The following is a 13,783-nucleotide window of genomic DNA, read 5'->3' as shown; positions in this document are numbered from 1 at the left end:
ATGTGCAAAGAGGAGAACCAAACACAACACCATTATGAGAACAAAAAATATGAATATTACTCAACACCTTCTCAAGAATATAGGATGATTAATAAAGGTGAAAGAGCCACAATTGTACATTTAAAATCTATCTTAAAAGCGTTTGTAGAAAGTAAAATCATCACAAGATGTGATTTGTTCAATGATTTAGTAGTTGTGGATGGAAACACTATGAGACAAATCGATCACCTAATATTAACAAACAGAGGAATCTTTATTATAGAAACGAAACATTGGAGAGGAGATATTTATTACAATTTCTCAAAAGAAGACTTAAAAAAGGTGAATTTATATGGACTAGGTGATTATTTATACAGTCCGGAGACAAACAACTATTTTACATTTGTTCTTACAAATACAAACAACGAACTCATATTCAATAAATACGGCCATCCGTTTCAACAAGTATGCGAAGCTCAAAAAGTTCTTGGAAAAGTGCTTAACGGTCAGTATATTAATCTTATTGTTTACTTCAATCATCCCGAAAGTAATTTATACATAGGCACAAAACATAAATACATTAAGTGTGCTGAGTCTCGGAATGACCTAAAAATACAATTAATTAACTGTATAGATCATAGCCGTTTTGAATTAAATGATAGCTTATATACCACAATAATTAATCAACTAGAGAATTATAGTTCGTATAATCATATTTCATTTAACTCATAAAAGACAGGAGTTTAATTAAAAATTCCTGTCTTTGGTATAATGTTATATTTTATTATTAAATGTAGTGCTTATAAGACCAAACCAATCATTGAAGCAGAAATGATTGAAGCTAATGTTGCACCAAGTAATAAACGTAAAGCAAATGAAGCTACTTCATTACCTTGTTTACTACTAATTCCTTTAATTGCTCCTACAATAATACCTACGGTTCCAAAATTCGCAAAACTAACTAAGTAAACTGAAATAATACCAGTTGTTCTTTCGCTTAATTCTTTAGAAATGTGTTGGAAATCGAGCATCGCTACAAATTCATTAGTGATTAATTTAGTAGCCATTATAGAACCTGCTTTAACAGCCTCACCCCAAGGAATACCCATAATAAATGCTATTGGAGCAAATACATAACCGATCAATTGTTTAAAGTTCAAGCCAACAGCACTAAAAACAAGACTGATTCCATGCATGAGAGAAGTGAAAGCTAGTAACATAATCGCTACTATAATAGCAACTTTAAAACCGTCAATAGCACTGTCACCTATCATTTGAAAGAAAGGCACACGCTTGGATTTATTTTCTTCTTCTTTCACTTCTACTAAATTCTCCATCTCTACATCAGTATCATCAGTAGTATAAGGATTGATTACACTTGCAACAATCAATGCACTAAAGATATTAAGTATAACCGCAGTGACTACATATTTGGGTTCGATCATTTGCATATATGAACCAAGCATAGCCATGCTTACTGCACTCATGGCTGAGGTGGTGATGGTATAAAGTTTTTTACGAGTTAATTTAGGAATTAAATGTTTAATTGTTAAAAACACTTCAGGTTGGCCTAACATACTCGTAGATACAGCAAAATAACTTTCTAAACGTCCCATACGTGTAATACTATTGATCGCAATTCCTACATACTTAATTATGAATGGCAAAATTTTAAAGTAATTTAGAATACCTATCAGTACTGAAATAAATACTAAAGGTAGTAATACATTTAAAAAGAAAGTAGATCCATTTTTATTTTGTAAATCTCCAAATACAAAATTAATTCCTACTTTGCTTAAGTCAATTAAACCTTCAAAGAATTTTCCCATAGTAGAAAGAATACTCAAACCAATAGATGTATTCATCATAAATATAACTAGTACGACCTGTATCCCTATCATAATAAGTGTCTTCTTAAAATTAATGTGTTTACGATCAAAACTAGCTAAATATGCGATAAACAAAGAAAAGAGAAGACCCGTTAAGGTAAATAAAATTGACATACACATCACCTACATTTGATTAAATGCTACTGCGATGTTTGCTCCCACAACGGCATTATTTTCTACTAATTTAATATTTGTTTGTAAACTTTTACCTTCAGTTTTTTCTACAATTTTACTTAACAAGAATGGTGTTGAATCTTTACCTTGAATTCCTTGTTCCTCAGCTTCTTTAACTGCTTCGTCAATTACTGCGTCAATGTAGTCTTTAGATAACTCATCTTTTTTAGGTACAGGGTTTGCTATAACCATGCCTCCTCCAAGTTCTAAATCATCTTTAACTTTACAAACTGAAGCAATCTCTTCAAAAGAATCAGCTGAGGAATTTAATTTAACTCCACTTTCACGAGTGAAGAATGCAGGTAATTCATCTGTTTGATAACCTACTACTGGAACACCTTTAGTTTCTAAGTATTCCATTGTTTTAGGAAGGTCTAGAATAGATTTAGCACCTGCACAAATTACAGTTACGTTAGTTTTTGATAATTCGTCTAAGTCAGCTGAAATATCCATTGTATGTTCAGCACCACGGTGTACACCGCCGATACCTCCAGTAACAAAGAATTGGATACCTGCTAAATGAGCACAAATCATAGTAGATGCAACAGTAGTAGCACCTATACGCTTATTAGCAATAATTTCTGCTAAATCTCTTCGTGAGACTTTTGCTACACCTTCGCTGTTTGCTAAAGTTTCTAAATCTTTCTCTTCTAAACCTACTTTTATATATCCGTCCATAACAGCAATAGTTGCTGGAACTGCACCATTTTCACGGATAATATTTTCAACTTTTTTAGCCATCTCTACGTTTTGTGGATATGGCATACCATGAGATATAATAGTTGATTCTAAAGCAACAATAGGTTGATTATTTTTCTTAGCTTCTTCTACTTCTTTTGATAATTTAATGTACTTTTCCATTTTTATATTCCTCCATATCTCTATATAATTGTTTTTTATCTAAGTTTTGTCGCACTGTATATTCAGTTTCTATTGTTTTACGTGAATTCACCAATCCCGCAATTAAAGTATCTTCTATAGAGTCGTTCTTTAACCAACTAAAAACTACTGCACTAGAGAAAGAGTCCCCTGCACCTGTTACATCCACAACATTATCTGATTTGCTTACTTCTTGAATGATTTCTTCGTTTTCGCTTCGGTATATGAACGGTTTTATTCCATTAGTGATGATAACGTTAGAAACACCTAGATCATTCCATTTTTTTGCCGCTATTTTCAAATCATCTAAAGAATCAATTGTTAGGTTCAAGAATTCTTCTGTTTCATCTCGATTAATAATAAGCCAATCAATCGCATGTAAAGAAGAAGGCATATTTTTCATTTTTGGAGAAGAAACTGGAATAACTACTAATTTAATATGGTGTTTTTCTGAATAAGCACATAAGAAATCTATAGCATCTTTAGATAAATTTAAATCTACTATAATGCATTTTGCTTTTCTCAGTAAGTGCGTTCGTTTAATTAAAAATTCTGGTGTGATTCTATCGTATACTTCCATATCTGCTAACCCATATTCCATGTTACCTTCAGAATTAATTAATGCAGTATATGATCCTGTGCTTGCGTGTTCAATTTGTTCAACGTGATCTAAATTCATGAATGGACTTGAAAGATTATCAATCATATCCCATTCACTATCGTTACCAGCTGCCGTTAAAAAAGCAACATTTTCTCCCATTTTACCTAAGTTCTCAGCAATATTTCGTGCAACTCCTCCTATTGATTTAGTGGAAGTCACGGGGTTTGAAGTTTCTTTAATTAATGTTTGGTAAACATAAAACTTTCTATCTACGTTAGCTGCACCAATACATACTATAGGAAAATCATCATTTAAAACATATGCTTTACCTAAAACATATTCCTTACGAATTAATCCTGATATGATATTAGCTACAGCTGGACGAGAAAGTCCAACTTCATCAGCAAGTTCCTGTTGGGAAATAAAGGGATTTTTTTGGATACGTTGATATATTAACTTCTCGTTTTTATTCACTGACGCACCACCTCTAAACAAATGTTTAAATATTAAACTTTAGTTTAAAATATAGCACTTATATTCGTTTTTGTAAACGCTTTCTTTTGATAATTTCAACTACTTCAACGTTTAGGGCTTTTAAATTTTTACTTTTAAATTTGCTACCATCAAAAATAATAAAAAAGTCATGTGAATTTCATTTTGTCAACGGTGCTTCCATACCGCTGCTATAACAATGAATTCACATGACATAAAGTCTATCTAACAAAAACTTATATAATAATTGCAGAATAATTAAAGTGTTTCCGTCCAAAATCAATCAGTTTCTCTCAAAGTGGTTATCTACTATTTGATTCAACTTCTCTTCTATTTTAAAGAAGTCTCCACCAAGATCCAATGTCGTTACACTAATTTGATTCCCGCTCATTTGAAACGTCTGATTAGGAGTAACAGCTTCGTCAGTTTTAGCGTAGAGTAACATTCCTGAGACTTTCTTTGTTTTAGTATTTGAACTTACATCTAAATTTTTCACATACGTAAAGATTTGATAGAGGTTTCCTGAATGCATTTTGGGTGTATTATAGAAATTTTGTACCGTTTTACCGTAATATTTTGCATCGATAATTAAATATTCACCTTTATACGATAGCATAATATCACTTTTCATCAGTGGCAACATGGTAGTTATTCCGTCGTCAACGACCCATGGAATATGTGAAGCTGAGACAGAGAGTTCAGGAAATTCTTTCTTATAGTATTCTAATATAAACTTTTCATATAGACGTGACATTCGCTGTTCATCTACAAAGTCCATGAACTGTTTATTGCCCTCTCTTGTAGTTTGAATCAAACCTTCAATAATTAAATTACATATTGAAATCAACATTTTGTAAGTCCGATTGTTGCTAGTAAAACGCAAATTCCAATTTATCTTGCGATAGTTTAAAGTATCTACTTGTTCAAAATAGAATGTAAGTCTTTTTATTTCTTTTTTACGCTTTTTCGGAATATCTGATTTTAGTAAAAGTGTAAGTGTCGTTTTAATAATCTGATTCATGTAATTATTGGGTGAGTACTCATCGAAAGAACAATGTAAGCGTTTATTAACAATGTCTAAATCTTTAATAGAACGAGTTACATTTATTTTTCCTCGTATCGTAGAGAGAGCATCTTCCTCTTCAATGTATTCATGATGTAGACCCCTTTTAACCTGATTAGATAAACCTCGTATCAAAATCGCAGCATAAAGCTCTGTTGAATTCTCGAAGTCCTCAGTGGCCAAATTCTTGTATCTATCCTCTTTTAACACTGTGAATGCATATGACAACATATAATAAATGTTATTAATCTTTATCATCGAATAGCACTTCTTAACGTATCGGCCCAAACATCAACTTTAGATAACTCATCAAACCAATATTCTTTTAATAATGGGATAATCTCAAATTCTACGATATTAGATAAAATAGTATCTGTTACTTGCGTTAAATTACTAAAATAACTATGACCGATGATAAAGTCATTTCCTAACATTTCGTCATTTCGTATATCATTATTTAAATCTTCTACACGCTGAATCAGTGCATTAAATTTAGGGCTTTGAAGCTTTTCTTGATATTCTTTAAAGCCTTCAGTAGAGAATCCAGCATTTATATCAAAGAATGCAAAACGTCTACGTAAAGCGTAATCAAGTATGGCCAAACTACGATCCGCTGTGTTCATGAGTCCTATAATATAGACATTACTTGGAACAGTGAATTTTTCATCTGCATATAATAATTCAAGCTCTGTACCACGCTTATCATTCTCTATAAGCATAAACAGTTCTCCAAATATTTTACTTAAATTACCACGATTAATTTCATCGATGATAAAGAAATAATCATGATCCATATCTTGCTCTGCTTGCTTACAGAAATTATAAAAAGCACCTGTATGAAGCTTAAAACCTTTTTCTGTCGGTCTAAATCCCATCATAAAATCTTCATACGAGTAACTTTGATGAAATTGAATCATTTTAACGCGGTTTTTATCTTTAACTCCCATAATCGAATATGCTAAACGTTTAGCAACAAAGGTCTTACCGACGCCAGGAGGACCTTGTAAGATCACATTCTTCTTCATTTCAAGTAGTTGTACTAAACGATTGTAATGTTCCTCACTCATAAATACCTCGTTTAAGAAGGCTTCACTTGTATACTCTGGATATTTGGTTTGTTCTTTACCTAAATCTTCTTCACTACTAGTATTAAAAATTTCGTTCAATGATTCTATGACATCTTTATAAGGAGTAATTTTGTATAACAATTTATTTTTAAGTTTAATAGATGTTGTCCACTCTCCACGCTCTTTCCAATCGATCTGATGTATATTTTTGAACTTTCCATTTGAATTATAAATATGGTATGAAGTTACTTTACCCCAACCTAATACTTTAGACTGTCCGGAAGTAGCGTATACGATATCCCCTGATTTCATTTCATGAGTAAATTGCCAAATAGCATTTGCAATATTGTTGTAACTACGATCTGTATCATTTATTTCTTGAAATTTCTTCTTAATTTGTTGTTTATCTTCGTAAGTTGAAAAGTCTTCTAACTCGTTAAATCCTAGAGCAATAATATTATTTTCTAAGAACTCTCTCCATTTAATCTCTTGTGAGTCTAGTGAAATTGTCCAATAATTCACTACTTCAACATCTTTATCAGCATCTGAAGTTTCAATTTCTCGTTTTTTCTTCTCATTGATTTCTTCAGAGTAACGCCATGCTTCATAACTGAGATCAACAAAATCATTCATTACCGTATCTTCACTTGATAGATAGTCTTTTAATTGATTCACAATCTCTAAGTACTGTTCAGCTGATATTTTGTTAGAGATGATTTCATTATGGTTTATAAATTTAGAAGGAACTTTGTTAGTTTCAAAAACATACCATCTAGTTCTAGAATCAAGATTCGCATATACCTCTGGTGCAATCCAGAATAATCCATTCGTTATCTTGCTATTTCCGTTACCTTTTTTAGCAATTACTAAATTGAAGTATTTAATAAATTGTCGCTTATACTCTTCCGTCTTATTCTTGGCATAAGCTAAAGCATTCTCAAATAATGACCATAAGTTATCGATATCTTTATCTTCACGATCCCCTAAAAAATAATAATAGGTCGCGTTCATAGTATTAATTGTTGGCACACTTTCAAAGTTTATTGGTACTTCGGAGTTAATATTGAAAATTTCAGCAACCGTCTCTAAAATTTTTATTTTATTTGAGGCTTTCATAGCACTTTTATTAAATAATCCGAATACAGTAAACGGATCAATATCCACCAATTGATGATCTTTTTCTAACTTTGGCATCCTTATATTTGTATTCTCGTATATATTTTTTACATGCTCAATTAGTTCATCACGGTTATACTTATATTTCAGTAATTTTTCAGCTAGCTCTTTGTAGAAACCAATCCATGTTCTATCTATCTCATGGCTCATACTGAACCTCCTTATCCTTTTTGAAATTAAACTAATACTTTCAGCAAACTTTTACTATACTTCATATCCAATTACTTCTCTTTTTATAGTATTTATCATATCTGGATCGGCTTTCTTCATATCATATTTATAAATCCGATTAAGTCTCGGGTTAAAAATACCTATGTATCGTATATTATCGAAAATAGAGTTTTTAGACGCCTTGCCCATCAAATAATAAATAACTAATTGTAAAGTAGTATCTTTCTGAGGTACTTGTTTAGAAACTTTAAAGTCCCACAATGTATCTTCAGTTAAAAAATCACCATCGCCAGCATGAATAGTCTCTGTATAACCACCTTCAAAGGTAAAACCATCTTCCTTAAATTCACCTATTTTCTCGAAAAATGAAAGACTTCTATCTACTAGTGATTTAATGTTATTGATAGTCTTATGGTCAGGAATCTTAGTTTCCGGGGGCATTAACCCTGCTCGATAAACAGTATCATATTTAACTAATTCACATGCATTTATAATAGATTGATCATCATTATCTTTAATATTTGATAATAAACTTTCCGCTTCTTTTAACTCCTCTGCTATCTCCGCACCTGTTAAAGATATACTAAATGCCTTACGAGCATCTTTGTTCAAAATCATTCGTGTTAAATAATCCACAACCAAACCGATTGTCTGAGGAGCCACACTTTCATTCTTTGTATCTATAAGTTCATCAGGTTCTAATTGTTCAACTTCAAAGGATTTTCTGTTCAAATACCCTCCACGCGGTTGCTTAACTTGCTTAATTCTTTGCGTCACAGTAGCCATTCTAATTCTCCTTTTTAGCCTAATTAGCTATTTGCTTTTCTTTTTCTCTTTGTGCTTTACTATAATCATTTACTAAATCAAAGACATCTTTATATTGATCTGATGGTACATCTTCTGAACTAGCCTCGTATACTGGCATACCTTCTTTATAAACGAATGTATTGTAGAAATCAGTAGTTGTATTATAAATATCTTTATTAACATAACCATCTTTATCGTCTATAAATCCATCTGGTGAGGTGATTGCTCCACCACTATCAACTATTTCACCTGTAAATTTATTTACAATAGCATAATTTTTAACTGCCCCATTAATACCTCCAAAGGGTGTTTCAATAAAAATTTCATTATCTGTACTTCGATCTTGATTATAGATCAGTTTATTTTCGTCTGTAGTTAAACTTTGAACATCTTCTGCTTTATAAGCAATCGCTTTTGCCTCCTCAATTGAGATAGGTTCATTATTTTCGGCTACTTGATCGCTATTTTCAGCATTATTATTTGGGTCTTTATTTTCAAACTCTTGATTTGAATTCGATTCATCATCTTCAGAGTGATTCTGTTCATTGTTATTTGTTTGTTGCTCAGATTGATTATTTTCTGTTTGTTGCTCAGACTTATTTGACTTCTTATCTGTTCTCTCTGAAGTTTCATTCTCTTTGTCATCTTTACGATTCTCGTCATTATTGGTTCCACAAGCACTTAGCACTAATGCAGATGATAAACCAATTGTCCATAAAGCTTTTAATTTCATAAATACATCTCCTATATCATATTCACACTCAATATTAACAGACGTTTACTATTTTGTAATAAAATATTTTTAATATTATGTAGTATAGATTATAGAATGATGAATTTGAATTTCATCATAAAAATAAGCCCGATAACCTGACAGAATAGTCATCGGACTCGCAACTTTTAATTTGATTTTTTCTCTCACTTTTATCATTTAGCTATAAACTCTAAATTAACACTTAGTTATTTTTCTCCCTCTCGCTCATACCTGTCTGAGCAAACAATACAAGTTCACCAATAATTAATATGATGAAGAAACTAGCTACAGTTATCACTTTAGTGAATAACAAAATTGCCAATACGATAAGTAATAATGCTGGAATTAGATACTTCCACTTTCCTTTTGCGTAGCGAGAAATGAAATATTGAGCAGCGAGAATAGGTACGATTATTAATACTCCAATAATTTTACGTAGTATATAATGACCAACCATATATGTATCCTCCCGAAGTGAATGATTATTATAATTTCACAATAACATTAAATTAATTTTGAACATAGTTTGTTTTCATTATTAATTATTAATACTCTACTATAAATATTTATCAACAAAATAACGGTTAGTGAGCTTGGTCACTAACCGTCGAATCCGGTATTATTCTAATCATTAAAAGTAACGCTTATTTATTCATCATCTTCATCTTTAGTTCTTTCAAATTTATCGCCATCTACTTTAATATGATCTTCATCTATTATCTCAACTTTACTTTTAGCATCTCCATCACTTATTTCAAAAGTATCTTTCTTTTTAGTTTTTTTAACTTTTCCAGTCACAAGTGTAATTCCCATATGTTTTAATTCCGCTTTATCATCTTTAATTTTTAAATATATCTTCTCTCCGGATTCTTTGTGCTCCCATTTACCTTGTACTTTTTCCTTAGCACTTTTACCACATGCTGAGAGTGAAAGTGCTAGAATACAAACACTCAATATCATTATCAATTTTTTCATTATGTATATCCCCCTTATATATTACAAAAATAAAGCTTCTTCCTCAGTTCAAAGAAAGAAGCTCTGATTTATTAATCGAAATATTTTGCTTATTTCTTTGCGAATTTTCTACTTACTAATACTCCTATACCGAGTACTAATGCCATTGCACCGATTATAATGTTGATTGCAGTATTGTCATTTTGGCCACTTTCTGGTAATTCATTAGCTTGATTATTTGTTTTTTGATTTTGAGCAGTTTTTGCTGTAGAGTCATCTTGTTGTTCATTGTTATTTTCAGCTTTTGGTTGTTCAGATTCGGAAGTTTGATTGTTATCTTCTGCTAAATCGTAACTTCCGAGTTTTGTAAATTCGTCATTAGCTAAACCGCTACTTTTAACCTCCCCATCTTTATAAACACGATATACATTACCACCTACATGTGATTTGTTATGCATATGGATTTCATAGTAGTCACCTTTGTCTTTAGGGTCAGAATATTCACCTAAATCTGGGTTCATACCATGGTCTGAACCTACGTCTTTAACTATATCTACCGCATTATCGTCATTTACTTCGGAATATTGTTCAGCTGCATCTGCATGGTTAAAGCCCATACTACCGGCTAAAACAGCTCCAGCTACTGTCATTGAACCTAGAATTTTTAAGTTTTTTGTCATACAACATCCCCCTTTTGCTAAGATACTATGAACTTATCACATATAATATTTTATCTCAATATATTTTAAAATATAATCCAAAGAAATTCATAATTATATAAATGCAATAGTTGAACATTCAGTATATTGTTAGGCAACCTTTATTGATATATAATAGTCTTATCATTCAATAATACAACTGTTACATATTATGAAAATGAGAGTGTCTTTATGAAAACTATTTTTAAACTTATACCTATTCTCTTTTTAGTTGGAGTATTATCGGCTTGTGGAAATGATGAAAGTACAAATGAGAGTAATGATGAAAGTAATAAGCATGCTGCCAACAAAAGCAACTCTTCTAATAAAGATAACGAGAACAAAGATAATAATGAATCTAAAGCAGACGATGAGCAAAAAACTAATAAAATCGAGCTACATGATTACATGAATTCTTCTGATAAGAAATTGATGTATAGAGTAGCGACAAATTTATATGACAAACCTACAAAAAAGGGAGATCACTTTGAATTAGAAGATGTAAAATCAAAAATAAAAGGATCTTTCGATAAAGACGGTTTCTTAGATAAAATAGTAGCTGTCCAAAATGGAAAAACACGTGAATTTAAAATTGAGCAAATCGATTCTGCTTCATCAATAACTGGAAAAATTAAATATACCTTTAATGAATGTCTAAAATACGACACTGATAAATTGATGGATAAATTTGACCATTATGAAGATAAACATAGTGATCAACCATCAAAATTTGTCGAGCCACGAAAAGCTGCGAGATTAGATGAAGAAGGTAATATTTCTACAACATCATATTTATTTGGACAAAAAGATACAGGTCACTCATATGATAAAGATGCAAATAATCGCGAATATAAAGAATTAAAAGAGGCATTAAAGAAAAACAATCCTTCTCATAGTTCTGTAGATAACGATAAATTAGAAAGATACTTTACATTTAATACTTCTATCAAACCTTTCGAATACAAAGGTCAATATTATTCTGGTTTAGCTTATTATAGCGATGCCGGCCATTCTGGAAATATTGAAAGATTATTGCTTATTCCTGTTGACCACAAAAATGACCAAATTGTTCTAGACGACAAAAAATACTTTGATAAAGATGAACTTATTGATTATAAAGATACAGATAAAGGTGAAAAAGAGAAAAAAGAAAAAGAAGACGAGTTAGATAACCTTTAATTTCATCGTGATATCATTTATTGAGGAAATATCTTATAAGAGTCTTTTATGAGCAAATCATAAAGGGCTCTTTTACTATATAACAGAAGCTCCCCTCTTTACTCTAAGAGAGAAGCTTTATCAAAATAACTGTAATATATCCCTAAATCTATCGCCGTGTTCCCAATTTATATTCTGCTCGCTAACGTGCCCGTAAGCGTTGTTGCGTTCAGAACTGCAAAGGTCGAGACAACATATCATCCCGTAGCCTTTGTATCTCGAACTTATCACACATCATATTTCATCGCAATATATTTAGAAATCTAATTATAAACACGTCACTTATCATTGTTAATGCATTTTTAACTTTGTATTATATTGTTTTAAAATTAATTTTAAAGCGTTAACCTACTAAAAATCTAAACAATCCACTTCGTTAAAGTTAAGATTAATGGAATTGTAACGATGGAAAGCACCGTACTACAGAATAGCGTTGAAGCCATCTCTTTCTGTAACGTGTTGAATTTGATTGCCATAATTACTACTACAGAGCCCACAGGAATACTGACCGCTAATGCTGTATAGTGAATCGTTTCGTAAGAAAAGTGAAGTAGCTTTAACACAAAAATAATAATGAGCGGTGTAACAATATTTCGAATAATGACAGAAAGTATCACATTAAAGTTAAAAGCAATTTTCTGCGTATAGAGAATAATTCCCGACGTAAACATCGCAATTGCTGGAATGGCCATCCCCATTATTTCACCCGTCTTTATGATGATATGTGGCATTGGGAAACGAACTAAAAGTAAAATTACGGCTACAATAGGTGCTAATATCACAGGTTCCTTTAAGGTAATCAGTAAATTTCTCATAAATGAGACGTTATGTTTATTATTCTGAGAAGCAAGCATGATGAAAGTCATCGGTTGTTGAACGAGCGCAATAGCGAACGCAGCTGACACGATAATCACAGTAGTAATGTCGTTACTCATGAAAGGTGCGAGAATTGGTTTACCGATAAATGGTACTGCCGCTGATGAATACGCTAAACTGCGTAAAGCCGTCTTTTCAGGTGTCAGAGAACATATGTAATGTAAGATCAGGGTGAAACAAACCATAAAGATGCTAAGCGAGAGAAATATGATAAAGAATAAATTCAAATTATGTATTAAAGTCTTGATAGGAATCGATAATATGGATGAGAATAGGCTGAATGGCAAGAGATATTGAATCACGATGAGGTTAAATGTGTTGCTATCACTGAGCGTAAAATGTTTTTTGACACTCGCATAGTACCCAATAATTAAAAGTAGGACTATGGGCGTTATTGCAGAAATCGCAATAGAAAACATAACAATCCTTCTTTCTATCAATTTGAATAACTTAACCACTATATCACAAATAATTTAATTATTGGGGAGTGCGTTTGATGGTGAAAAGGATTGTATCAGAAATTAACTTGTATTTATCATCATTCTCTTTTATTAAATAAAGCCTCCCAACTTACTAAGTTGAGAGACTAAAACTATGCCTCTACCTTGTTGTACTCTTTGCTGAACTATATTATTCTAAATCATTCATCTTTTTTCTTTCTTGTGAACATTGAACCTTTAAATTCGTTTTTATCTTTCTGGATTAAGTGGTTCGGTTTATCAGTCATCGTATAATCATAACCAGGATTATTCTCATTAGCTTCTTGTTCAAGATAGTGACGTTCTTGAGCAGTAGGTTGTACGACGATATCAATAATATCCCCAGTCTTTTTATCTACGAGTCCATAGGAATACATTGGCTTACCCGTAGCACTAGATGAAGGGAATGTAACATATTGATACTTATCGGTACTTTTCCCTTTATCATAATGGAATTCTTCATGCGCTCTAGCACCTTGTCCACTATGACTATACCAGTCGTACAC

Annotated in this window: 14 protein-coding genes; 2 read left to right on the top strand and 12 right to left on the bottom strand. The window is 31.7% G+C overall.

Annotation, left to right across the window (positions count from 1 at the left end; all coding sequences use genetic code 11):
• Positions 1–711, top strand: coding sequence for a nuclease-related domain-containing protein (locus HMPREF2802_RS10665; protein ID WP_070504470.1), 711 nt, complete (start codon positions 1–3; stop codon positions 709–711).
• Positions 712–779: 68 nt separating this feature from the next.
• Here the strand turns inward: HMPREF2802_RS10665 and HMPREF2802_RS10660 are convergent, their stop codons facing one another.
• The 10 genes from HMPREF2802_RS10660 to HMPREF2802_RS10615 form a co-directional block, all read right to left on the bottom strand.
• Positions 780–1,982, bottom strand: coding sequence for a NupC/NupG family nucleoside CNT transporter (locus HMPREF2802_RS10660; RefSeq protein ID WP_070504468.1), 1,203 nt, complete (start codon positions 1,980–1,982; stop codon positions 780–782).
• 9 nt (positions 1,983–1,991) lie between these two features.
• Positions 1,992–2,903 carry a pseudouridine-5'-phosphate glycosidase gene (locus tag HMPREF2802_RS10655; RefSeq protein ID WP_070504465.1) on the bottom strand — a complete coding sequence of 304 codons (912 nt, stop codon included), beginning with the start codon at positions 2,901–2,903 and terminating at the stop codon, positions 1,992–1,994.
• On the bottom strand, positions 2,887–3,996 hold the full coding sequence (locus HMPREF2802_RS10650) for a carbohydrate kinase (protein ID WP_070504462.1): 1,110 nt from the start codon (positions 3,994–3,996) through the stop codon (positions 2,887–2,889). The genes HMPREF2802_RS10655 and HMPREF2802_RS10650 overlap by 17 nt, the downstream gene beginning before the upstream one ends.
• A 301-nt stretch (positions 3,997–4,297) precedes the next feature.
• Positions 4,298–5,335: a 5-methylcytosine-specific restriction endonuclease system specificity protein McrC gene (mcrC, locus tag HMPREF2802_RS10645; protein WP_070504459.1), complete on the bottom strand. Its 1,038-nt coding sequence runs from the start codon at positions 5,333–5,335 to the stop codon at positions 4,298–4,300.
• Positions 5,332–7,470 carry an AAA family ATPase gene (locus HMPREF2802_RS10640; RefSeq protein ID WP_070504456.1) on the bottom strand — a complete coding sequence of 713 codons (2,139 nt, stop codon included), beginning with the start codon at positions 7,468–7,470 and terminating at the stop codon, positions 5,332–5,334. The genes mcrC and HMPREF2802_RS10640 overlap by 4 nt, the downstream gene beginning before the upstream one ends.
• Before the next feature lie 54 nt (positions 7,471–7,524).
• Positions 7,525–8,277 carry a hypothetical protein gene (locus HMPREF2802_RS10635; RefSeq protein ID WP_070504453.1) on the bottom strand — a complete coding sequence of 251 codons (753 nt, stop codon included), beginning with the start codon at positions 8,275–8,277 and terminating at the stop codon, positions 7,525–7,527.
• Positions 8,278–8,296: 19 nt separating this feature from the next.
• Positions 8,297–9,031, bottom strand: coding sequence for a midas domain-containing protein (locus HMPREF2802_RS10630; RefSeq protein WP_070504450.1), 735 nt, complete (start codon positions 9,029–9,031; stop codon positions 8,297–8,299).
• Between the two features lie 223 nt (positions 9,032–9,254).
• Positions 9,255–9,509, bottom strand: coding sequence for a hypothetical protein (locus HMPREF2802_RS10625; protein ID WP_070504447.1), 255 nt, complete (start codon positions 9,507–9,509; stop codon positions 9,255–9,257).
• A 191-nt stretch (positions 9,510–9,700) separates the two neighbouring features.
• Positions 9,701–10,027 carry a lipoprotein gene (locus HMPREF2802_RS10620; protein WP_070504444.1) on the bottom strand — a complete coding sequence of 109 codons (327 nt, stop codon included), beginning with the start codon at positions 10,025–10,027 and terminating at the stop codon, positions 9,701–9,703.
• 89 nt (positions 10,028–10,116) lie between these two features.
• Entirely contained in the window at positions 10,117–10,686 is a 570-nt protein-coding gene (locus HMPREF2802_RS10615) for an LPXTG cell wall anchor domain-containing protein (RefSeq protein WP_070504441.1), read from the bottom strand.
• Positions 10,687–10,896: 210 nt separating this feature from the next.
• Between HMPREF2802_RS10615 and HMPREF2802_RS10610 the strand changes: the two genes are divergently transcribed.
• The gene (locus tag HMPREF2802_RS10610) at positions 10,897–11,883 is read left to right on the top strand and encodes a hypothetical protein (RefSeq protein WP_070504438.1); all 987 of its coding nucleotides are present in this window, start codon (positions 10,897–10,899) and stop codon (positions 11,881–11,883) included.
• Positions 11,884–12,281: 398 nt separating this feature from the next.
• Here HMPREF2802_RS10610 and HMPREF2802_RS10605 read toward each other — a convergent pair whose 3' ends face one another.
• Together HMPREF2802_RS10605 and HMPREF2802_RS10600 are read right to left on the bottom strand one after the other, a co-directional pair.
• Positions 12,282–13,217, bottom strand: coding sequence for an AEC family transporter (locus HMPREF2802_RS10605; RefSeq protein ID WP_070504435.1), 936 nt, complete (start codon positions 13,215–13,217; stop codon positions 12,282–12,284).
• Positions 13,218–13,438: 221 nt separating this feature from the next.
• Positions 13,439–13,783: a hypothetical protein gene (locus HMPREF2802_RS10600; RefSeq protein ID WP_070504432.1), complete on the bottom strand. Its 345-nt coding sequence runs from the start codon at positions 13,781–13,783 to the stop codon at positions 13,439–13,441.

It is taken from the genome of Staphylococcus sp. HMSC071G07 (assembly GCF_001811435.1).
GTDB classification, from domain to species: domain Bacteria; phylum Bacillota; class Bacilli; order Staphylococcales; family Staphylococcaceae; genus Staphylococcus; species Staphylococcus pettenkoferi.
The sequence above is the reverse complement of the archived record's forward strand: the minus strand, read 5'-3'. Positions and strand labels throughout refer to the sequence as shown.